This window comes from Flavobacteriaceae bacterium HL-DH10, assembly GCA_031826515.1.
Lineage (GTDB): Bacteria > Bacteroidota > Bacteroidia > Flavobacteriales > Flavobacteriaceae > Thalassobellus > Thalassobellus suaedae.
This window is the reverse complement of sequence record CP134536.1, coordinates 961,939-984,130: the sequence shown is the minus strand read 5'-3', so window position 1 is coordinate 984,130 and position 22,192 is coordinate 961,939. Positions and strand designations below refer to the sequence as shown.

The following is a 22,192-nucleotide window of genomic DNA, read 5'->3' as shown; positions in this document are numbered from 1 at the left end:
GAAAAATGAAAAATAGAAATGATAATTTAAAACGAGTTATCGTAGATTTTAAAAAATTGACTCCAGAAATTCTGGCGCTTTTAGTTGAAAAATATCCTGATGGTTATGATGATGATCATATTATATCGTTCAAAAATCAACATAATGAAATCATAGAAGCTGTCGAGGTAACAACGGACGATACTAAGTATTTAGTAAAAGTAAGTACGAAATTGGAACGAACTATGGAAAATTATGATGAAGATGATTATGAAGATTTTGATAATAATGATCCAGAAGCAGTTCAAGATCCAGATATAGTTGATGAAGATATAGACGATAACGATTAATAAAAATTAGTATTATGAGAACAGCTGTTTTTAAGGAATACAAAAACGGTTATTACAACTTTTGGTTTGAAAATGGTGAGGAATTAGCCTTTGAAGAAGTACATCCACGTGTTTTAAAACAGTATGATTTAAAACATGACAAAAACTTAGTTGAACAAGAATTTAGAATAACATTTGTGGAAGATGAAGACGGAGATGATGTTATTTATAGAGTAGAAAGCTTAAAACCAATTTAAAATTTGTTTTATTGAAACGTTATTTTACATGGTATTAAGATGTTTAAGCATTGATATTACGAAAGGTAGAGTTTTGTGTAATTTAAATCTAAATTAAAGCGAAAATATAAAGAGAAGTTAGCTACTAGTGATTTTATGAGTAAAGTTGCTGTAAGTAATTCGGACTTGTGGTAGGCATATATCCGATATATTTTTCAAATTAATTTTTAGATTTTATCAAAATGAAAACAAAATTTTTAATTATTGTAAGTGTTGTCGCTTTGTTGTTTTTTTCGCTATCTAGCTTTAATACATTTCTAGATATAACAGATATTAATGTTCATGACGATTTAGTTTTAAAAGGAACTTACGACGGTCATGAAGATTACGGATATAATTTTATTTACCTTGATGGGGAAGGAGAAGAAAAAACATTCACCTTTCAAGATGTTAAAGCATCTGTTTTAGAGAAATTTAATTTAGATGATGAAGTTTTAATTAAAACAAAATTTAAAATTACGTATACCACTACAGTCGAAAAATCTATTGATGAAGACGGTAATGAGTCTGAAGATGAAATAAATACGATTATTAAATTAGAAAAACAGTAATTTTATTTCATTATATTTTTAAATGAAGCTCCTTTTTCGGGAGCTTTTTTTTATAAAACATTTCCCAAATAAATACGCCATATACGATTGCATACTCAAAAGCGATAATCCATAGGTTTTCAGATTTATCTTGTTTATTAACATTTATATAGGCCAGATAACTCAGTATAATTATAAAGCTCCAGACCAGCGGAAATTTATATTTTGTAAACACCGATAAAATTAAAAGCGTGGCAATATACCATGGGTGTAATGTTGTGGCTGTAAAGTAATAAAAGCTTAAAACCAGCAACATCGCAGTAATTAGTTCTACAGTTGTTTTGTTTTTTCTGAAGAAGCTAATACTAAGTGTAAATAGAACGACCAAAAGTGCTAGTATTTTACCAATAACAGCAATTTCGTTATAGCCTCTAAAGATATATCCTATTTCTCTAGCAATATAATATAGGCTAGCATTAAATTCAAATTTTTGAAACCATAGTGTAATAGTTTGTGTATAGTTATCTATAAATTCTGAAGAATAAAAAGGCAGAAATAATAGTAGGGTTATAATGGCAATAATACCATAAAAGCTAATAAGTTTTGTCATTCCTGCGAAGGCAGGAATCCATTTTCTATCATTACGTTTCATAAACCACTGATAAAACAAAGGCAAAAATAGTAAAGGAATCAATTTTGTTGAAATAGACAACGCTAAAACTACAGCAGCCCATGACCATTTCTCAATGTGTAGAAGATAAATACTCCAAACTAAAAAGAAAATCATAACCCCTTCAAAATGAAGATTACCTGTGAGTTCAATAATTATAAATGGATTTAAAATATACCAGAATATATTATAAACAGGAAGGTTGAGTTTTTTTAAAAGTTTTTTCCCAAAGTAGAGTGTACCAAAATCAGCCAAAATAATCAGTAATCTAATAACGATTACAGAACCTAAAATACTCTTACCAGAAAACAAACCAGCAATAACAAAACATAATTGGTTTATGGGCGGATAGTTTGTAAAATGACTCGCATTTAAAGCGCCCATTCCTGCGTATAGATCTTGGGCTTGTGCAACGGGAAAAATCTGTTTAGAAATAAACGATTCTACATTATAAAGATAAGGGTTAAAACCCTCTAAAATCATCCTTCCATCCCAAATAAAACGATAAAAATCTTGTGATAAATTGGGGATTGCTAAAATAAAAACAGCTCTAAAACCAAAAGCAAGATAGGTTAAAAAGGTGATGTTGCTTTTAAAAAAGTGAATCAGCTTATAAAATAAAAAAAATAAGGCTCCAAAAAGCATCATTAATTTCAGATAATCGGTACGTAATAAGTCATAAGCAAAAGATATATAGAACAGAAAACTTGCCAAAACTATAAGTAAGGGCGTCCTGTTTAGTTTAAAAAAAGTAGCATTTAAAAGCATATTTCAAATATAATCTTATTTGCGCATCATGTAGTCAAAAATTTAATATCACTATTACGTTGTAGTTAGTATTTAATTGAAAATAATTGAATTACATGACATCTGTCATGAATTAAAAAACACTCCTGTTCTAATTTTGGGATATTATTAAAACACTTAATACCATCTAATAACAAATTAGTTATGAATATTTCACATATAGAACACCTAGGAATTGCTGTCGATAGTTTAGAAGAATCCATCAAGTATTATGAAGACATTTTAGGAATGAAATGTTATTCTGTAGAAGAGGTTGCAGATCAAAAAGTGAAAACTGCCTTTTTCTTAGTTGGTAATACAAAAATTGAATTATTAGAAAGTACTTCACCCGATGGACCTATTGGTAAATTCATTGCTAAAAGAGGTCAAGGAATTCATCATATAGCATTTGCAGTAGATAGTGCCAATGCAGCTTTAAAGTTGGCAGATGAGCGCGGGGTAACACTTATTGATAAAAAATCTAGAAAAGGTGCTGAAGGATTAAATATTGGTTTCCTGCATCCAAAGTCAACATTGGGCGTGCTAACAGAACTTTGTTCAAAACAAGAATAATATTGAGCTAACAAGAGTAGATAAGCAAAAACATATACTTATGACAAATCAAGATAAAATAAACGAACTCATTGAGAAAAGAGCTAAAGCAAAGATGGGAGGCGGTGAAAAACGTATAGACTCTCAGCATGCTAAAGGGAAATTAACAGCTCGTGAAAGAATTGATATTCTTTTAGATGATGACAGTTTTGAAGAGTTTGATATGTTTGTTACCCATAGAACAAAATCATTTGGTTTAGATAAACAAATTTATCTTTCAGATGGTGTTGTAACAGGGCATGGAACTATTGATGGTAGAATTGTGTACATTTTTGCGCAAGATTTTACGGTATTTGGTGGTTCGCTTTCAGAAACCTATGCGTTGAAAATTTGTAAAGTTATGGATATGGCAATGAAAATTGGTGTACCAGTAATCGGACTTAATGATAGTGGGGGAGCACGTATACAAGAGGGTGTAAGATCACTTGCTGGATATGCAGAGATTTTTCAAAGAAATATTATGGCATCTGGTGTTATTCCTCAAATATCTTCCATTTTAGGACCTTGTGCCGGGGGAGCGGTTTATTCGCCTGCTTTAACCGATTTTACCATTATGACCGATAAAACGAGTTACATGTTTGTAACGGGGCCAAAAGTTGTACAGGCGGTAACAGGAGAAGTTGTAACTACCGAACAATTGGGAGGGGCAACAGTGCATTCTACAAAATCTGGAGTGTCTCACTTTTTAGCAGAAGATGATGAAGAAAACTTAATACTTATTAGAAAACTATTAAGCTACTTACCTTCAAATAATCTTGAAGATCCACCAACTATAACAACATCTGATCCTATTGATAGATTAGATGATGTTTTAAACACTATTGTTCCAGAAAATGCCAATCAGCCTTATGATATTTTAGATGTTATTTCAACAATAACGGATAATGGCGAGTTTTTAGAAGTTCATAGAAATTACGCTCGTAATATCGTTGTTGGTTTTGCTCGTTTTAATGGACGATCGGTTGGTATCGTTGCCAATCAACCTAAATATTACGCAGGTGTTTTAGATTGTGAATCGTCTAGAAAAGCAGCCAGATTTGTTCGTTTTTGCGACGGATTTAATATTCCTATTGTTACGTTAGTAGATGTACCTGGGTTTTTACCAGGAACAGGACAAGAGTATGCGGGTATTATTCTACATGGAGCAAAACTGTTATTTGCTTATGGAGAAGCCACGGTGCCTAAAGTAACAATCACGCTTCGTAAATCATACGGTGGTGCTCATGATGTTATGAGTTGTAAGCAATTAAGAGGTGACTTAAATTATGCATGGCCAACAGCAGAAATTGCTGTAATGGGAGCTAAAGGCGCTGTTGAAGTTTTAGAAGGATCTAATATTCGTAAAATTGAAGATGCCGAAGAAAAACAACATTTCATTGAAGAAAAAGAAACTGAATATAACACCAAGTTTGCTAATCCTTATGTAGCGGCTAAGTATGGTTTTATTGATGACGTTATTGAACCAAGAAATACAAGGTTTAGAATCATTAGAGCTTTAGAATTATTAGCTAATAAGAAAGAGGTAAATCCTCCTAAGAAACATTCAAATATTCCATTGTAATGAAAAACTTACTATTATATATCGATACATTAAGCGAAGGATATGTTATTCTGGCTACAGGTTTAACCATTGTTTTTAGCGGATTATTGCTTTTAACTTTGGTTTTTAAATATGGATTGCCAACGATGCTTTATGTCTATAAAATAATTTCTAAAGGACCAGATAAAAAAGTTAAAGAGATTTCTCCAAAAGTAAATCAAGAATTTACAGGAGAAATAGCAGCAGCAATATCGGTAGCTATTCATATGTATTTAAATGAACGACATGATCATGAAAATGCCATTTTAACTATCAAACAAGCTCGTAAATTATATTCTCCTTGGAGTTCTAAAATATATGGAGCATATACAAATAGATTTTAGAGTTTTGAATCTTATAAGAAATACAGTATTATGAAAAATTTCACATTTAAAATAAACGAGAACAGTTATGGTGTTAAAATTGTTTCTCAAGAAGATAACACTATAGAGTTGGAAGTTAACGGAACAAGTTATTCCGTTAAAATGAAAGAAGAAATAAAAACACGAAAAACACCAACATTAGTTCGTAAGCCTTCTAGTGCAGCACCAGTTGAACCTGTTAAAGTGAACCCAAGCTCTTCAGCAAAAACAAAAATTTCAGCACCAATTCCAGGTGTTATTTTATCTCTAAATGTAAAAGTTGGCGATACCATTAAAGAGAACGATTTATTATTAGTTCTTGAGGCTATGAAAATGGAGAACAATATTGTTTCAGAAAAATCTGGAGTTGTTACGGCTGTAAATGTAGCTGTAGGACAGCAAGTTCTTCAAGGCGAAGTATTGATAGAATTAGAATAAAATTAGGCAACGTTATTTCGAGTTAAAGAAGTGTTTAGTATCTCGAGTGACTTAAAAAGAAAAAAATGAAGAAAGTAATATTAATATTTGGAGTTCTATCGCTACTTATTTTTGCTAGACCAGTTTTAGGGTTAACTTCTAATGCTTCAACATCATCAGTGTCTACCACCTTAGTAGAATCAGAAAGTGCTGCTGAAGAAAGTTTTGTTTCAGAAGCAATAAACGGGATACAACAGTTTTATCAATATACAGGTTTTGCAAATGCAGAATCGGGTAATATTATCATGATTTTAGTCGGTATTATTTTTATATACCTCGGCATTAAATTTGATTACGAACCACTCTTATTAATTCCAATTGGAACAGGGGTAATTATAGGTAATATTCCATTTGTAGTTGGAAACCAAACAGGGATTTATGAAGCTGGATCGGTATTAAATTATCTTTATTTTGGCGTAGTTAAAGGTGTTTATCCGCCACTTATATTTTTAGGAATTGGTGCCATGACCGATTTCTCATCGCTTATTGCAAATCCTAAGCTAATGCTTTTAGGAGCTGCTGCGCAAATAGGAGTATTTGCGACGTTTTTAGGAGCATTGTATTTAGGGTTTAATCTTCCAGAAGCGGGTGCTATTGGTATTATTGGAGGAGCCGATGGTCCAACGGCCATATTCCTTTCCTCAAAATTAGCGAATGGTATTAATGTGTTAGCAGATGGTACCACGGTTAAAAACTTGATAGGCCCAATTGCTATTGCGGCATATTCATATATGGCTTTAGTACCAGTAATTCAGCCCCCAATAATGAAGTTGTTAACTTCAAAAAAAGAACGATTAATTAGAATGAAACCTCCTAGAGCGGTTTCACAAAAGGAAAAAATGATTTTTCCAGTAGTAGCATTATTATTAACCACGTTTATATCGCCTAGTGCATTACCGTTATTAGGTATGCTATTCTTCGGAAATTTACTTAAAGAATCGGGAAGAACAGAAAGACTTGCAGATACAGCTCGTACAAAATTAATTGATATTGTAACTATTCTTTTAGGTGTAACGGTTGGTGCTTCAACACAAGCCGATATATTTATTACCAAAGATTCTATGATGATATTTGCTTTAGGTGCCATTTCATTTGTAATAGCAACTTGTGGCGGTTTACTATTTGCAAAGTTCATGAATCTATTCCTTAAAGGCGACGAAAAATTAAATCCGCTAATAGGAGCAGCTGGTGTTTCTGCAGTTCCAGATAGTGCGAGGGTAGTACATGCTGAAGGGCTTAAAGCCGATCCGCAAAACTATTTATTGATGCACGCGATGGCACCAAACGTAGCAGGTGTTATTGGATCTGCAATTGCAGCAGGTATTATATTAAGTTTCTTAGGATAGAAACAGATTGTTTATTAAAAGAAAGCACGATTAAATTAAAACTTTTAGATATGAAAATTCCAAATGTAATGTCAGCTTCCGAAGCTGTCAAGCTTATAAAATCAGGAAATAGAGTGTTAATTCAAGGCGGCTCTGCAACACCTCAAACTTTAATTAAAGCGATGGTAGAGCGTGCACCCGAACTTAGAAAAGTTGAAATTTGCCATTTACATACAGAAGGAGAATGCGGATATACAAATCCGGAATTAAGAGAAAGTTTTCATACCAGTGCCTTCTTTATTGGAGGTAATGTTAGAAAAATGGTAGGAAATACTGTTGATTATATTCCAATCTTTTTAAGTGATATTCCAAGTTTATTCCGTGATGGATATATGGATTTAGATGTCGTTCTTGTAAACGTATCGCCACCAGATAAACATGGTTTTTGTTCTTTAGGTGTCTCTGTAGATATTGTGATATCTGCCATTGAAAAAGGCAAAACAGTTATAGCGCAAATAAACTCTAGAATGCCACGTACTTTTGGAGATGCACTGGTTCATGTAAATAAATTTGATGCTTGCGTTATAGTAGAAGAGGAAATTTATGAAATGAAATTTGTGGCTCCAACAGAGCAAGAAAAAGCTATTGGAAAGAATATTGCAGGAATTATTGAAGATGGCGCAACGCTTCAAATGGGTATAGGTGGTATTCCTAATGCGGTTTTAACTTTTCTTCATAATCATAAAAATTTAGGCATTCACACAGAAATGTTCTCTGAAGGGATTGTCGATTTAGTTGAAAAAGGAATCGTTAACGGTTCACAAAAAAAGGTGAATCCTTATAAAATTATATCTGGATTTGCTATGGGAACAAGACGTTTATATGATTTTATGGATGATAATCCTGAAATAGAAATGAATGATATCGCTTATGTGAATGATACCGCTATTATTCGTCAAAATCCAAAAGTAACTGCTATTAATTCGGCTATCGAAATAGATTTTACAGGTCAGGTTTGTGCCGATTCCATAGGAACTAGAATGTTCTCTGGTGTTGGTGGACAAATGGACTTTATGCGTGGTGCGGCTTTATCAAAAGGAGGTAAGCCAATTATTGCAATTACATCAACCACCTTAAAAGGGGTTTCTAAAATAGTACCAGCATTAAAATCAGGAGCAGGTGTGGTTACCACAAGAGCTCATGCTAGATATGTTGCAACAGAGTATGGTATTGCCGAATTATTTGGAAGAACCTTAAAACAACGTGCAGAAGCACTTAGAGATATTGCGCATCCAGATCATAGAGCTGAATTAGATCAAGCTATTTTTGAGCGTTTTGGAAGCAATAGTGTTATGGTTTAAACGAGTTCTTAAATATAGATTATATGGAAACTAATAAAAAAACACTTTTTTCAGATTTCAATCCTGTTACTAAAGCGGCATGGATGGAGAAAGTAAATGTCGATTTAAAAGGTGCAGATTTCAATAGAAAATTAGTTTGGAAAAACTTAAATAAATTAGAATTTCAACCTTTTTATAATACAGAAGATGCTTTAGAGTATCTTCCTAATACCGGCCAGAATTCACAAGACTTAATTAATTATAGAGCCATTTGTGTGGCTTCTGCCGAAGATGGAAACAAGGCCGCTTTAAAAGCGGTTAAAGAAGGGGTTACCGGACTCTTGTTTCATATGAAAGATCCTGTTTCTGCAGCTATTCTTTTGAGCGAAGTAGATATTAATAAAATTGCCGTTTCGTTTGCTTTAGATAATAACGTTATCGGTTTTGCTAAAGATTTTTTTGCTTTTGCAGAGCAGAATTTAGACAATTCTAAAAACCTTAGAGGATATTTCGATTTAGAAATAATTTCAGAATATCTCACTAAAGGAAGTTTGGATACAAGCAAGTTTGAAACTTTAGAAGCGCTTTTAAAATTAGGAGCGTCGTATTCGGAATTTAAAACCATTTTTGTTTCTGGAACCACATTTTTAGATGCGGGTTCTAATCAAGTTCAAGAAGTGGCATATACGTTAAATGCTTTAGTGTATTTAATTGAACAATGTTTAGATAAAGGTCTTGATGTAGAGCCTATATTTAATAATTTGCATATTCAATTGGCTATAGGTTCAGAGTATTTTATTGAGATAGCTAAGTTTAGAGCATTTAATAGTTTATTGAATGCTGTAGCAAATCAATTTGGTGTTACGCAATTCAAACATGCTTTAACAGCTAAAACATCTGTTTGGAGTAAATCGGTAACCGATGCCCATACCAATTTGTTAAGAGCAACTACAGAAGCTATGTCTGCCATTCTAGGGAATGTAGATGGTGTGTTTATTGATGCTTATGATAAAGAATTTAATAACGCATCCGATTTTTCAAGTAGAATTGCTGGAAATATTTCAACCATTTTAAAAGAGGAATCTTATTTTGGTAAAGTAGCAAACCCTGTTGACGGTTCTTATTTTATAGAAGAAGCAAGTACTAAAATTGCTAAAAAAGGATTAGAGCTTTTTAAAGCTATTGAAGCTCAAGGCGGATTTTATAACGCGTTTGAAAGTGAGTTTATTCAACAACAAATTGCCGAAATACGTCAAGAGAAAATAAAGCTGATAAGCCAAAGAAGACTGCCAATGGTTGGGGTAAATAAATATCCTAATCTTATGGAGACAGTGCCTTCAGATATTCTTTCTTCTGGTGATACTTCCAATTCAAAAGTATTAACACCAAGAAGGGCATCATTAGAAATTGAAGCCATAAGAAAGGTAACCGAGCAATTTGTTGATGAAACAAACAAACGTCCTATTGTAGAACTCACCAGTTATGGTAACTTAACCATGCGAAAAGCAAGAGCTGCTTTCTCATATGATTTTATAGGTGTTTCTGGATTTGAAGTATGGCAAGAAAAAAGCTATGAGGACGCCATAGAAGCTGCAAAAACTAGTGCCTTATCAGATTCTGATGTGGTGGTTATTTGTAGTTCAGATCCTGATTACGATGAAAGTGCTTTAGCATTTGTAGAAACATTTAGGTCACTTAATACAGATAAAGTACTTTTGTTAGCAGGCAACCCTGTAAGTATTGTTGATGCATTAAATGAAGCTGGATTAGATGGTTACATTCATTTAAAATCGGATGTGATACAAACAATTTCAAGTGTTCAGAATAAAATTCAAAAAAAAATTAAATCTTTACAAGTATGAGACGGGATTTTTCAGATTTAACATTAGATACAGATTCTAAACAGCATACAGTTGTTTCAGATAATCAAGATATTTGGAATACTCCAGAGGGCATTCCTGTAAAAAAACATTTTTCTAAAGACGATATTAAAGACGCAGAGCATTTACAGTTTGCTGCAGGACTTCCTCCTTTTACAAGAGGACCTTACAGTACGATGTATGCAACGCGACCTTGGACTATCAGACAATATGCTGGGTTTTCAACAGCAGAAGAGTCTAATGCGTTTTATAGAAGAAATTTAGCTGCGGGTCAAAAAGGGCTTTCAGTGGCCTTCGATTTAGCAACGCATCGTGGTTACGATTCCGATCACCCACGTGTTACTGGCGATGTTGGTAAGGCAGGTGTTGCTATCGATTCTATTTTGGATATGGAGATTTTATTCGACCAAATTCCGTTAGATAAAATGTCGGTTTCCATGACTATGAATGGTGCGGTATTACCCATTATGGCGTTTTATATTGCAGCAGCCAAAAAGCAAGGCGTGTCATTAGATCACTTAAGTGGAACTATTCAAAACGATATTTTAAAAGAGTTTATGGTGCGTAATACGTATATCTACCCACCATTACCTTCTATGAAAATTATTGGTGATATTTTTGAATACACGACCAAGTATATGCCTAAGTTTAACTCTATTTCTATTAGTGGTTACCACATGCAAGAAGCAGGTGCAACGGCCGATATTGAGTTGGCTTACACCTTAGCCGATGGGTTAGAATATATTAGAACAGGGTTGGCATCCGGGTTAAAAATTGATGAATTTGCTCCTAGATTATCTTTTTTCTGGGCAGTAGGGATGAATCATTTTATGGAAATTGCTAAAATGCGTGCAGCACGTATGCTTTGGGCGAAAATTATAAAACAATTCAATCCACAAAACCCAAAATCTATGGCGTTGCGTACGCATAGTCAAACATCGGGTTGGAGTTTAAGTGAGCAAGATCCTTTTAATAATGTCGCTAGAACATGTATTGAAGCCATGGCAGCAGGTTTAGGAGGAACACAGTCTTTACACACCAATGCCCTGGATGAAGCCATTGCATTACCAACCGATTTTTCGGCTAGAATAGCACGTAACACTCAAATATATATTCAAGATGAAACGCAGATTACCAAATCTGTTGATCCTTGGGCGGGTTCTTATTATGTAGAATACTTAACACAAGAAATTGCTAAAAAAGCGTGGAAACTTATTGAGGAAGTTGAAGAGCTGGGAGGCATGGCCAAAGCTATTGAAACAGGTGTTCCTAAAATGCGTATTGAAGAAGCTTCGGCACGTAAACAAGCGCGTTTAGATTCGGGACAAGATATTCTAGTTGGGGTTAATAAATTTAAAACCGATGAAAAATCGAATATCGAGATTTTAGAAGTTGATAATTCGGTAGTAAGATTATCTCAAATAGAGCGTTTAAAGAAATTAAAAGCCAACAGAAATCAAGATGTGGTTGATGCTAAATTAAAAGCATTAACAGATTGTGCTGAAACTGGAAAAGGAAATTTATTGGAATTAGCTGTTGAAGCTGCCGAAAATTTTGCAACTTTAGGTGAAATATCAGATGCTTTAGAAGTGCATTTTGGACGACATAAAGCTGATACTAAATTAATAAGTGGTGTGTATAGTAAAGAAGTAAATAACGATGATACATTTGCAAAAGCACAAGAAGTTGCCGATAAATTTGCAGAGATTGAAGGTCGTCGTCCGCGTGTGATGATAGCAAAAATGGGACAAGACGGACATGATAGAGGCGCTAAAGTTGTGGCTTCTAGTTTTGCCGATTTAGGCTTTGATGTGGATATGGGCCCTTTGTTTCAAACACCAGAAGAGGTCGCAAAACAAGCCATTGAAAACGATGTGCATTTTGTAGGTGCTTCTAGTTTAGCAGCAGGACACAAAACGTTGATTCCGCAATTAATTTCCGAATTAGAAAAATTAGGAAGACCAGATATTATGGTGTTTGCTGGTGGTGTTATACCAGAGCAGGATTACGATTATTTATTAGAACGTAAAGTAGCTGCCATTTTCGGACCAGGAACGGTTATTTCCGAATCGGCTATTACTATTATGGAGAAATATTTAGAACAAGAGTAGAGCGACTAAATTAATAGATTGATTGGATTGAAAACCTCGTTTGTGTTTAAACATAGATGGGGTTTTGTTTTTTTGTCATTCCTGCACAGGCAGGAATCTATATTCTGTAAAGACAAGTCTTGTGGATTCCTGCGTTATTCATTGTTTAAATTTTTATACCAATGTATTCATGAACCTATCAGTTTCGCAGGAATGACAGAGTGTTTGTTAATTAAGTTCTAGATATAGTAAGTATGTCAGTTCGAGTGAATTTTGCTTTTTTTAGCAAAATTAGTATCGAGAACCTTTAAGAGTAATGCTTTTAGGTATTTATTATACTTTGTTTTTAAGATGCTTCTCGATACAATTCCTCATGCTTTGGAATCACTCGAAGTGACACCTGAGGTATCAAAACGACTCCTTAAACTCCTCAATTATTTTTTGAGCTGCTTTTACAGGCGATATTTTAGAAGAAATAATATCCTTTTTTAAAACATCAAGTTTACTCGCAATATCTTTCGAGCCATAAAACAACTGTTTTAATTCATCATTAATATTATCATACATCCAGCGTATTTTTTGCTGATTTCTATTTTCATAAAAATAGCCATTATCGGTAACCAATTGTTTGTATTTTATAATTTCATCCCAAACGGTATCAATACCTATGTTTTTTGTAGATGATGCTTTTGTGACTACTGGCGACCAACCAGAATCAGACTGCGGAAAAATATGCAACGCATTTTGATATTGTAAACGCGCCATTTCACTTTTTTGAATATTATCACCATCGGCTTTGTTGATTACCACCATATCTGCCATTTCCATAATGCCTTTCTTGATACCTTGAAGTTCGTCTCCAGCACCAGCAAGCATGAGTAGTAGGAAAAAATCGGTCATGCCATGTACAGCTGTTTCCGATTGCCCCACACCAACGGTTTCAATTAAAATAACATCGTAACCAGCTGCTTCACAAAGTAGCATGCTTTCGGCGGTTTTATTGGCAACACCACCAAGCGTTTCGCCAGAAGCCGACGGGCGTATATAAGCATTCTCTAAATTACTTAATTCTTCCATACGGGTTTTATCGCCCAAAATACTACCTCTGGAACGTTGACTACTAGGGTCTATAGATAGAATAGCAACTTTATGACCTTGATTAATAAGGTGTTTGCCAAACGCTTCAATAAACGTGCTTTTACCAACACCAGGAACGCCCGTAATACCAATGCGTATAGAATTACCAGATGCTGGTAAAATATGTTGAATGATATCTTTAGCAAGAAGTTTATCACTTTCTAAATTGCTTTCTATAATGGTTATGGCTCTCGATAAAATAACCCTGCTGCCACTTAAAACACCATCAATATAGGCCTGTGCGGTGAGTCTGCTTTTTGGTTTGTAGTCTTTCATTTTTTGAATAACATTACTGACATAAAGATACTGATAATGGAAAAAATCACCATGAATAATACCTTGTTTTTTATGGTTAAAATAGGATAAAATTAAGAGGGAATGGATTGTTTTGAATATAAGTTGGTAAGTTGAATTTTACTTTATTTTATCAGAAAAAAAACGGCTAATTTCGTTTAGGGTAAGATATAAAAGATTTAAACGATTTCATATTTACGAGTTGGCTTTAATTTAAGTTACTGCTTATAAGTAAACTTAACTATTTACTTTTTTGTGTTTTTGTAAACTTATTGGTTTACTTTTATGTATATTTGTAAACAATTAAGTTTACTTTTTAAAAGTATTTATAAGCTTAATCCAATACAAAATTGAAAATAATGAGAAATAAGAAACAACTTTTGATTGAACAATTGGATCAGAAATTAAAGCCTTTTCAAAAAACAGAAATTGTCTTGGTTCCAGATAAAGGATGGATACATACTATTAGAACGACGCTTAACATGACAATGGCACAACTTGGGGATAAATTAGGTATAACTAAACAAGGTGTTAAAAAAATTGAAGAAAGTGAAGCAAAAGGTTCTATATCAATAAACTCCTTGAAAGAAGTTGGTAATGTTTTAGAATTAAAACTGGTATACGGTTTTGTTCCAAAAGAAGGAACTATTGATAATTTAATTAGTTTGAAAGCTGAAAAATTGGCTCGTAAAATTGTATTACGAACCAATCAAAATATGAAGTTAGAAGACCAAGGTATTAGCGATGAAAAAATTAAAGCATCTATAATTGATTTAGCCAATGATATAAAAAGGGAAATGAGAAAATCGTTATGGGATTAAACCTAAAATATGCCGAAGGACAAACGCCTTTAAGTGAAGAAGAAAAAGAAGGGCTAAAAATAAAATCCATAACGACGCAGCAAGAACTTGATGAGTTTGAACAATTAAATATTGAAAAGGCCGTTGAATGGGTTATTCGTACCAATTTAAAAGCAGATAAGATATTTACAGAAAAGTTTATAAAAGATTTACATAAGAAAATGTATGGCGATGTTTGGAAATGGGCAGGTAATTTTAGAAAATCTGACAAAAATATTGGCATAAAATGGGCTCATATAGGGATAGAATTAAAAAGCCTTATTGACGATACAACCTATTGGTTAGAAAACAAAACCTATACCCCAGAAGAAATTGCTATTAGATTTAAACATCGCATAGTAGCCATTCACTGCTTTCCAAACGGAAATGGAAGGCATTCAAGAATGATGGCAGATTTAATAATGGAATCTGTTTTTGGAAAAGAACCTTTTAGTTGGCATCAATCTAACATGGTAAGAGCCAATGAAACAAGAAAAAATTACATTAGCGCTTTAAGAAAAGCCGACAATGGCAATATAATACCTCTCATAGCATTTGCTAAAAACTAAAGTATCTAAGTTTACAATATTTTAAACTATAATAGATTATTTGTCGCTTTCTAAATTACTTTCTATAATGGTTATGGCGCTTGAAAAATAACCCTGCTGCCACTTAAAACACCATCAATATAGGCCTGTGCGGTGAGTCTGCTTTTTGGTTTGTAGTCTTTCATTTTTTGAATAACATTACTGACATAAAGATACTGATAATACAAAAAATCAGCATGCATTATGTATTTTTTTTTGTACTTAAAATAGGATGGAATAGAGCTGGGTGTATTGGATGGAATTGAAGATGGTTAGTTGAAGTCTTACTTTGGTTTGTCAGAAAAAATAGCTAAATTCGTATAGAGATAGATGTAAATCACTAAAATGATTTAATGTCAAGTCGTTATATGCAACTTTGTAAAATATACACTTTATATCTGAAAAATAATATATGAGATTTATAACTACAAATGATTTGGAAATGTGGGCTAATACAGTAGATTGTAAATATCATTTACCACACTTAATTAGAAAACTAATTTTAGCTACTATAGATAATAGTACTATTAAAAATTTCCATTTTTCCTATGGAGAAGATGTTCAAACTGGAGGTTTTGATGGAGAACTTATTACTGAATCTGAGAATATGTTTGTTCCTTTGGGAGAAAGTGTTTGGGAGTTTGGAACTACAAATGCTAAAGGAAAAAAAGCAAATGATGATTATGAAAAAAGAAAAAATAATACTTTAGGAAAAGTAAATGTTGAAACCACTTATATTAATGTAAATGGAAAAAGATATCGAGATAAAAGTAAATGGGTCGAAGAAAAGAAAAGTGAAGAGTTTTGGAAAGATGTAAGATATATAGACGCAATAGATATTGAACAATGGTTAGAATTAGCTCCAACGGTAGAGTTATGGCTTGCTGAAAAATTGAAAAGGCCAACTTTAGGTATATATACTGTAGAGGAGTATTGGGAATGTTGGAGTCAGAATCAATCTATTAAAATAGTTCCTGAAATCTTATTAGGGGATAGTAGGTTAAAAGAGGTGGAGGCTGTTAAATCATTTTTAAAAAGTAATGAAGGGGTGTTTTATATCAAATCAATAACTACAGATGAAGCAATAGCATTTCCTTTATCAGTTATAAAAGAGTCTGATGATATACTTGACACAAATGTTGTGGTTATTGATAATAGAGATGCCTTTAATCAATTTATTCAAACAGATAAATCTTTAATCATAATAACTAAATTTAAAGTAGAGAGTTTAGATTTGAGAGGGGCTGTTCAAAAGGGACATAAAATAATAATTCCAATAAGTCTTTCCGATGAAGTTTCGACATCTGAAAAAATTCAATTACCAATAGTTTCTAGAAATACGTTTGAAAAAGGATTAGAAAAGATGGGAATTGATTCTGAGCAAACAAGAATTCTAACTAAAAATTCAGGTAGGAATATATCTGTACTAAAACGATTGCTAAAATATGATGATACTACGATACCGAAATATTTAGAGAGTATAGAGATTATAGATGTTATTCCTATGCTTATAATTAATCGATTTTCTGAGAATCGTGAAGGTGACAAGGATCTTGTAGAAAAAATAAGTAGAAAAAGTTCTGCTGAATATATTCAATTTTTAAGAGTTTTGGTAACTTTAGAAGATTCGCCTGTTTATCACATAAATGGAGTTTGGAGATTAGTTTCTCCTACTGATTCTTGGTTGTACTTTGCAAAGTATGTAACCCAACAAAATCTTGAGCATTTCAAAGAAATTTGTTTAGAGGTATTATGTGAGGTCTCACATAAATATACTCTGCCTTTAGAAAATAGATGTAATTATTATCAGACCCCTGAGAATAGGTCAAAATATTCATCTAAATTAAGAGAAGGTATATGTGAATCTCTTACTGTTATATCTGTCTTTGGAGATGATTATGGTATAAACTCTATCCCAAATGTATCTTCATATATTGATTATATCGTTCGGGAGCTTCTTAGTAATGATATTATGGTTTGGAGGTCGTTGTCGAGTAATCTAAAGTTCTTAGCAGAGGCGTCTCCAGCAGTGTTTTTAAATAATCTGGAAAGAATAATAAAAGATAAATCAGTTACTTCATTTTTTGAAGTTGAACAGGGGTTTATGCATAATTCCAATGATTTAGCTCCATTATTATGGTGCTTGGATATTATTGCGTGGTTTCCAGAACACCTTATGCAAGTTTCACTAATTCTATGTGAAATAATATCAATTTCTCCTGAAACTTTCCCTACAACTAACACTCCTTTAAGTAATCTTAAAAGCATATACAGAACTTGGTATCCCCAAACGAATACAAATGTAGAAGACCGAAAAAAGATATTAGAAATTCTTGTAAAAAAACACCCTAATACTTTATACGGACTTTTGTATGATTTAGTAGGAAATAAGAATGATACGGCATTTCATAAACCAAGACCCAAATGGAGATTATTTTCAGAACTTAGAGAAATCAAAGTAACTCAACGTGAAGTTCATTATATGAGAGGTTTTTGTTTAGATAATATTGTTGAAATGTCTAAAGATAACATCGAAAGAATATTATCTCTTATAGATTTATTAGATGATATGGAATGGAGTAGAATAGATACAGGATTGAAAGCAATAAAAACAAGTATGTCCTTTAATGAAGAAAACAAAAGTAAGGTGTTTCATAAGTTTAGAAAATTTATAGGTAATCACAGAAGTTATCCAACAGCACATTGGTCTCTACCTAATGATATTCTTGATAAAATTGAACAAATTGCTATTAGGTTTAAACCAGAAAATGATGTGCTAAATGATTCATACTTGTTTGAAGAACACCATCCAGAATTTATTGAAGGAAAGCAAGGTGACGATTACGAAAACCGGAATAATGAAATATTTTTAAGGAGACTTGCGTTTGTTGAAAAAGTTCTTGAAAAGTATGGAGTAGAGAAGATTTTTGAACTAGGGTCTAAAATTGAATATCCATACTTATACGGCAATGCACTTGCATTATCTGATAACTTAAGTGAAGAAAATAAACTTATTGTTTATAATCAGGTAGAATCAAAAGATAAAAGTATTTTGTCTTTGGTAGGAGAGTTTATTCGAATTTCTGAAAACAAGACAAATTTACATTTACAAACAGAAGTCTTAGATATGATGATTAAGACAGGATTATCTTCACAAGGAATTATTAATTTTTTGAACTCATTACGAGGTAGTATTCATTTGTGGTGGTTTATTACTGATTTGAGAAATGTAGAAGTGGAAAAGTTATATTGGAAATCTAAGCAAGGGTTTTTATATGCAGATAGTAAAGAAGAGCTTTTTTATGCTTTAGATAAATTACAACAGTATGATAAGTGTATAACGCTTATAAATACTTTAGGGTGGGGGACTTATGTGCATAAAAACACTTTGACCTCAGAAGAAGTCTTAACAGTACTTGAAAAAATATCTTTTGTAGATTTTGAAGATTCGTCTAGCTTTGATCACCATCAGTTTAAAAATCTTTTAGAATTCTTATATTCGAGAAGTGATTATGATATTGAAAGAGCTGCAAAAATTGAAATGAAATTCATATTTGTGTTTAGGGGAGGAGCTTCATATAATACTTTGCCAAAAAACCTTTATAAATTAATGTCTCAAAAGCCAGAAGAATATTTTGGTATATTGAGTCAGGTTTATTTACCAGAAGAAGAAGGGCTTAGAGAGATAGAGCTTCAGAAAGTAAAAGACGACCCAAATTTTCAAGAAATTCTTAAAGTGGGTTGGGATATATTTAATTCTTTTAATTTAATACCTTCATTAGAGGAAGATGGAACTATTAATTCTGATCAATTTAAGCAATGGATAAATGAGGTAAGGGAGCTCGCTTCTGCTAATCATAGAATTAAAATCACAGATGATTGCTTAGGAAAATTATTTGCCAAATATCCAATTGATATGAAAGAAAGAAAGGGATTTGATACTGAAATATATGATGTTATTGAAGAAATTGATACAAAAGAAATAAAGAACTCATTTGGTGTTCAAATTTCAAATAACTTAGGTTTTACAAGTAGAGGAGCTTTTGAAGGTGGTAATATAGAGAGGTTTAGAGCAGGTTATTTTGATTTTCTTTTTGAAGAGACTAAATTTACTTATCCAAAAGTATCTCAAATTTTTAGAACACTTCGGGATAACTATTTGTCTCAAGCAAAAAGGGAAGACGAAAGTGCATTATTGAGAAGTTTGGAGTGATCAATAATTTATAAAACAATGTTAATCTAGGATTAAGATACTCAATTTCAGGTAACTACTAGTGTGAAAGTTTACTGTTTTTAATTAAAACGTAATGTTAGACGAATCTTTTTTTCCTCGCGTTAGCGATTGATGCGGCATCCTTTTTTTGCTGCCATAAATGGCAAAAAAAGATATAGCGGAAAGCGCGACCCTTTTCGGGAAACGCCCAAATAATACTAAATATTCTTCTATTCGGTAGCTGGTTTTAAACCTTAGAGGTTAGCGATTTTATAAACACGTAGCCAAAGCCTAAAAATAGCATAAGGTGGAATGGGAAGAGTCCGAAATCGCCACCTTGGTCGCCCACAATAAAGGCGCTATACATACCAAATGCGAAATATAGCATGAGGATGCCTTCGAAAATAACATGCACAGATACGGTTTTTTTAATGTATTTGTTCTTTTTCCAACTATCTTTTAGAGCACCAATATTAAATTTTGGTGTGCGTACAAATTCTGATTTTTTACCTAAATGGCCTTCTAAAACGGCAATGGTATTGTGTAATGAAAAGCCCATGGCTATTGAGAAAAACACGAAAAACATACCTATGTAATTAAAGAAATTTTTAAAGCCACCGCCATAGGTGTTTTTATACATAAACCAGTAGCATATAAAAAAGATAAGTGTACTTAGTACAAAGAAACTCATAACTATAAAATACGATTTTAAATGGGCGTATTCGTTTTTTATATACAACATAGGAATACTTAAAACCGCCACGATTAAAATGTTTAAAAACATGGTGCTATTAAGTAAATGCAAAAGTCCGTGTACTTTTGTTTTTGTAGATATGTTTTGGTTTTTTAGAACGCGCCACATCATTTTCTTGAAGTTTTCGGCACCTCCTTTGTTCCATCTAAATTGTTGAGAGCGTGCAGCACTTATAACAATAGGAAGTTCGGCAGGTGTTTCTACATCTTCTAAATATTTAAATTCCCAGTTTTTTAATTGGGCGCGGTAACTTAAATCTAGATCTTCGGTAAGGGTGTCGCCTTCCCAATTTCCAGCATCTAAAATGCAGGTTTTTCTCCAAACACCTGCTGTACCGTTAAAATTTATAAAATGTCCTTTACTGTTTCGTCCTACTTGCTCTAATGTAAAATGGGCGTCTAAGGCAAAGGCTTGTATTTTTGTTAGTATGGAGTAGTTTCGGTTTATGTGTCCCCAACGGGTTTGAACCACGCCAATTTTCGGATTTTTAAAATACGGTACGGTGCGTTTTAACCAATCTTCTTCTGGAAGGAAATCGGAATCGAAAATAGCAATGAATTCGCCTTTTGCTATTTTTAAACCTTCTTTAAGTGCGCCTGCTTTAAAACCTGTTCTGTCTGTTCTGGTTATGTGTTGAATGTCTAATCCAGTAGCTTGTAAGGCTTCGATATGAGCACGTGTGGTTGCCACGGTTTCATCGGTAGAATCATCTAAAACTTGAATCTCTAATTTATCTTGTGGGTAATCAATTTTAGCAATATTGTCTAACAAGCGTTCCATAACATACATTTCGTTATAAACGGGAAGTTGTATGGTTATAAATGGCACTTCTTCAGCATTTGAGAAATCGAACGTTTCGCCTGTGATTTTTTTTCTTTTAGAGGTTAAATAATTAAATAACAGGTTTAACTGCGCCAATGCGTATGTAAAAATCATTAATAACGCAACGGTGTAAATAACTATAATTATTGTTTCTAAAATCATTTTTTAATACTGTATTTAAAAATCCAACTCAAGATTTTTACGCCTGCAAATATAGCACCTTTTATTGTTCCTGACACCTTTGAAACGCCAATTCTATTTCTGTAGTTTACAGGTACTTCGGTGTAGCTTAGTTTTTGTTTTAAGGCTTTTAATTGCATTTCTACGGTCCAACCATAAGTTTTGTCTACCATATTGAGGGCTAGTAACTTGTCGTACTTTATAGCTCTAAAGGGGCCTAAATCTGTGTATTTTGCACCAAAAAACAAGCGCATCAAACTGGTTGCTAGCCAATTACCAAAAATTTGAGGTGTAGTCATAGAGCCTGTTTCTCGTAGTTTTTTAACACGAGAGCCTATAACAAAATCTATATTATCGTTAATTATGGGAGCTACTATTTTGGTTAATTCTTCAGGATAATCGCTATAATCACCGTCCAAAAATACAATAATATTTGGTTTTTTGGTTTGATTAGCAATGTGTTGCATGCCTTTTAAGCAGGCATATCCGTAGCCCATTTTTGTTTCAGTTAAAACAGTAGCACCCGCTTTTTTGGCGTTAGCTTCTGTATCATCAGTAGAATTATTATTCACCACTATAATTTCGTCAACAATTTCAGGAATATCATGAATGACATTTGCGATAGAATTTGCTTCGTTATAAGCAGGTATGATGACTTTTATATTGGGCATTAAGTGTTTCTTTCAAAGCGCAAAAGTACAACTCTTTTGGCTAGAATTTTAACAAAATTTTATGATTTTTACGAATTTGATTATAGACTCGAAGCTTAGATGCTTTTTTTAATTTAAAAGGGTCATTTTGTAAATGAATAAAGCTTGTCAATTCGTGTGGATTTTACTGTTTTTATTAATGAAATTTGATTCATTAAACATTACTTAATGTGCTCTAATGTCAGTTTGAGCACAGTTGAAGACTTATTTGTTTTGTGATTTCCATAAGCATTTCGACTGCGCTCAATGTGACAATTTTTAGTTTTAGAGTGTTTTTCGATACATTGTGCTTTCTTTTCATCACTCTTAAAATAGATTCATGTTTTTCAATTAAGACTTTTGTGTCAGTCGGAGCGCAGTCGAAGACTTTTTGAGTTTATGATTTCTATAAGCATTTCGAC

At 32.9% G+C, this 22,192-nt stretch carries 18 protein-coding genes; 14 read left to right on the top strand and 4 right to left on the bottom strand.

The genetic code is table 11. From position 1 onward, the window contains the following. Positions 1-5: 5 nt before the first annotated feature. The 3 genes from RHP49_04370 (at position 6) to RHP49_04360 (ending at position 1,155) form a co-directional block, all read left to right on the top strand. Entirely contained in the window at positions 6-329 is a 324-nt protein-coding gene (locus RHP49_04370; protein ID WNH13495.1) for a hypothetical protein, read from the top strand. A 14-nt stretch (positions 330-343) separates the two neighbouring features. Beyond that, entirely contained in the window at positions 344-565 is a 222-nt protein-coding gene (locus RHP49_04365) for a hypothetical protein (GenBank protein ID WNH13494.1), read from the top strand. Between the two features lie 221 nt (positions 566-786). Then, complete coding sequence (locus tag RHP49_04360; protein ID WNH13493.1) at positions 787-1,155, top strand: hypothetical protein; 369 nt, start codon at positions 787-789, stop codon at positions 1,153-1,155. 10 nt (positions 1,156-1,165) lie between these two features. On the opposite strand, the gene RHP49_04355 is transcribed toward RHP49_04360, so the two are convergent. Beyond that, entirely contained in the window at positions 1,166-2,572 is a 1,407-nt protein-coding gene (locus RHP49_04355) for a mannosyltransferase (GenBank protein ID WNH13492.1), read from the bottom strand. Between the two features lie 183 nt (positions 2,573-2,755). On the opposite strand from RHP49_04355, the gene mce reads away from it, so the two are divergent. The 8 genes from mce to scpA all read left to right on the top strand — a co-directional run bounded on the left by mce (position 2,756) and on the right by scpA (position 12,276). Continuing rightward, positions 2,756-3,163 carry a methylmalonyl-CoA epimerase gene (mce, locus tag RHP49_04350; GenBank protein ID WNH13491.1) on the top strand — a complete coding sequence of 136 codons (408 nt, stop codon included), beginning with the start codon at positions 2,756-2,758 and terminating at the stop codon, positions 3,161-3,163. A 40-nt stretch (positions 3,164-3,203) separates the two neighbouring features. Next, positions 3,204-4,763, top strand: coding sequence for an acyl-CoA carboxylase subunit beta (locus tag RHP49_04345; GenBank protein WNH13490.1), 1,560 nt, complete (start codon positions 3,204-3,206; stop codon positions 4,761-4,763). Beyond that, positions 4,763-5,125 (top strand): OadG family protein, encoded by a 363-nt coding sequence (locus RHP49_04340; GenBank protein WNH13489.1) that lies wholly within the window; start codon positions 4,763-4,765, stop codon positions 5,123-5,125. Before RHP49_04345 ends, RHP49_04340 begins: the two co-directional genes overlap by 1 nt. A gap of 30 nt (positions 5,126-5,155) precedes the next feature. Beyond that, positions 5,156-5,581 (top strand): biotin/lipoyl-containing protein, encoded by a 426-nt coding sequence (locus RHP49_04335; GenBank protein ID WNH13488.1) that lies wholly within the window; start codon positions 5,156-5,158, stop codon positions 5,579-5,581. A 65-nt stretch (positions 5,582-5,646) separates the two neighbouring features. Continuing rightward, a complete protein-coding gene (locus RHP49_04330) occupies positions 5,647-6,966 on the top strand; it encodes a sodium ion-translocating decarboxylase subunit beta (protein ID WNH13487.1) in 1,320 nt (439 codons plus the stop codon). Between the two features lie 50 nt (positions 6,967-7,016). Then, positions 7,017-8,306, top strand: a complete 1,290-nt coding sequence (locus RHP49_04325; GenBank protein ID WNH13486.1) for an acetyl-CoA hydrolase/transferase C-terminal domain-containing protein — start codon at positions 7,017-7,019, stop codon at positions 8,304-8,306. Between the two features lie 23 nt (positions 8,307-8,329). Continuing rightward, the gene (locus RHP49_04320) at positions 8,330-10,147 is read left to right on the top strand and encodes a methylmalonyl-CoA mutase family protein (protein WNH13485.1); all 1,818 of its coding nucleotides are present in this window, start codon (positions 8,330-8,332) and stop codon (positions 10,145-10,147) included. Continuing rightward, positions 10,144-12,276, top strand: a complete 2,133-nt coding sequence (gene scpA / locus RHP49_04315) for a methylmalonyl-CoA mutase (protein WNH13484.1) — start codon at positions 10,144-10,146, stop codon at positions 12,274-12,276. The genes RHP49_04320 and scpA overlap by 4 nt, the downstream gene beginning before the upstream one ends. Before the next feature lie 387 nt (positions 12,277-12,663). Here the strand turns inward: scpA and meaB are convergent, their stop codons facing one another. Continuing rightward, the gene (gene meaB / locus RHP49_04310) at positions 12,664-13,668 is read right to left on the bottom strand and encodes a methylmalonyl Co-A mutase-associated GTPase MeaB (protein WNH13483.1); all 1,005 of its coding nucleotides are present in this window, start codon (positions 13,666-13,668) and stop codon (positions 12,664-12,666) included. Between the two features lie 377 nt (positions 13,669-14,045). Here meaB and RHP49_04305 point away from each other — a divergent pair, with 377 nt between their 5' ends. From RHP49_04305 to RHP49_04295, 3 genes are all read left to right on the top strand, one after another. Continuing rightward, on the top strand, positions 14,046-14,507 hold the full coding sequence (locus tag RHP49_04305) for a mobile mystery protein A (GenBank protein ID WNH13482.1): 462 nt from the start codon (positions 14,046-14,048) through the stop codon (positions 14,505-14,507). Then, the gene (locus tag RHP49_04300; GenBank protein ID WNH13481.1) at positions 14,498-15,094 is read left to right on the top strand and encodes a mobile mystery protein B; all 597 of its coding nucleotides are present in this window, start codon (positions 14,498-14,500) and stop codon (positions 15,092-15,094) included. The genes RHP49_04305 and RHP49_04300 overlap by 10 nt, the downstream gene beginning before the upstream one ends. A gap of 430 nt (positions 15,095-15,524) precedes the next feature. Then, on the top strand, positions 15,525-19,325 hold the full coding sequence (locus tag RHP49_04295) for a hypothetical protein (protein ID WNH13480.1): 3,801 nt from the start codon (positions 15,525-15,527) through the stop codon (positions 19,323-19,325). Positions 19,326-19,572: 247 nt separating this feature from the next. Here RHP49_04295 and RHP49_04290 read toward each other — a convergent pair whose 3' ends face one another. Then, the gene (locus tag RHP49_04290; GenBank protein WNH13479.1) at positions 19,573-21,063 is read right to left on the bottom strand and encodes a glycosyltransferase family 2 protein; all 1,491 of its coding nucleotides are present in this window, start codon (positions 21,061-21,063) and stop codon (positions 19,573-19,575) included. Continuing rightward, positions 21,060-21,752 carry a glycosyltransferase family 2 protein gene (locus RHP49_04285; GenBank protein ID WNH13478.1) on the bottom strand — a complete coding sequence of 231 codons (693 nt, stop codon included), beginning with the start codon at positions 21,750-21,752 and terminating at the stop codon, positions 21,060-21,062. Before RHP49_04285 ends, RHP49_04290 begins: the two co-directional genes overlap by 4 nt. Positions 21,753-22,192: the final 440 nt, after the last annotated feature.

What these genes read in the sequence shown, in the direction of transcription:
- RHP49_04370 (WNH13495.1), top strand. Translation starts at nt 6, where the DNA reads ATGAAAAATAGAAATGATAATTTAAAACGAGTTATCGTAGATTTTAAA.
- RHP49_04365 (WNH13494.1), top strand. Translation starts at nt 344, where the DNA reads ATGAGAACAGCTGTTTTTAAGGAATACAAAAACGGTTATTACAACTTT.
- RHP49_04360 (WNH13493.1), top strand. Translation starts at nt 787, where the DNA reads ATGAAAACAAAATTTTTAATTATTGTAAGTGTTGTCGCTTTGTTGTTT.
- RHP49_04355 (WNH13492.1), bottom strand. Translation starts at nt 2,572, where the DNA reads ATGCTTTTAAATGCTACTTTTTTTAAACTAAACAGGACGCCCTTACTT.
- mce (WNH13491.1), top strand. Translation starts at nt 2,756, where the DNA reads ATGAATATTTCACATATAGAACACCTAGGAATTGCTGTCGATAGTTTA.
- RHP49_04345 (WNH13490.1), top strand. Translation starts at nt 3,204, where the DNA reads ATGACAAATCAAGATAAAATAAACGAACTCATTGAGAAAAGAGCTAAA.
- RHP49_04340 (WNH13489.1), top strand. Translation starts at nt 4,763, where the DNA reads ATGAAAAACTTACTATTATATATCGATACATTAAGCGAAGGATATGTT.
- RHP49_04335 (WNH13488.1), top strand. Translation starts at nt 5,156, where the DNA reads ATGAAAAATTTCACATTTAAAATAAACGAGAACAGTTATGGTGTTAAA.
- RHP49_04330 (WNH13487.1), top strand. Translation starts at nt 5,647, where the DNA reads ATGAAGAAAGTAATATTAATATTTGGAGTTCTATCGCTACTTATTTTT.
- RHP49_04325 (WNH13486.1), top strand. Translation starts at nt 7,017, where the DNA reads ATGAAAATTCCAAATGTAATGTCAGCTTCCGAAGCTGTCAAGCTTATA.
- RHP49_04320 (WNH13485.1), top strand. Translation starts at nt 8,330, where the DNA reads ATGGAAACTAATAAAAAAACACTTTTTTCAGATTTCAATCCTGTTACT.
- scpA (WNH13484.1), top strand. Translation starts at nt 10,144, where the DNA reads ATGAGACGGGATTTTTCAGATTTAACATTAGATACAGATTCTAAACAG.
- meaB (WNH13483.1), bottom strand. Translation starts at nt 13,668, where the DNA reads ATGAAAGACTACAAACCAAAAAGCAGACTCACCGCACAGGCCTATATT.
- RHP49_04305 (WNH13482.1), top strand. Translation starts at nt 14,046, where the DNA reads ATGAGAAATAAGAAACAACTTTTGATTGAACAATTGGATCAGAAATTA.
- RHP49_04300 (WNH13481.1), top strand. Translation starts at nt 14,498, where the DNA reads ATGGGATTAAACCTAAAATATGCCGAAGGACAAACGCCTTTAAGTGAA.
- RHP49_04295 (WNH13480.1), top strand. Translation starts at nt 15,525, where the DNA reads ATGAGATTTATAACTACAAATGATTTGGAAATGTGGGCTAATACAGTA.
- RHP49_04290 (WNH13479.1), bottom strand. Translation starts at nt 21,063, where the DNA reads ATGATTTTAGAAACAATAATTATAGTTATTTACACCGTTGCGTTATTA.
- RHP49_04285 (WNH13478.1), bottom strand. Translation starts at nt 21,752, where the DNA reads ATGCCCAATATAAAAGTCATCATACCTGCTTATAACGAAGCAAATTCT.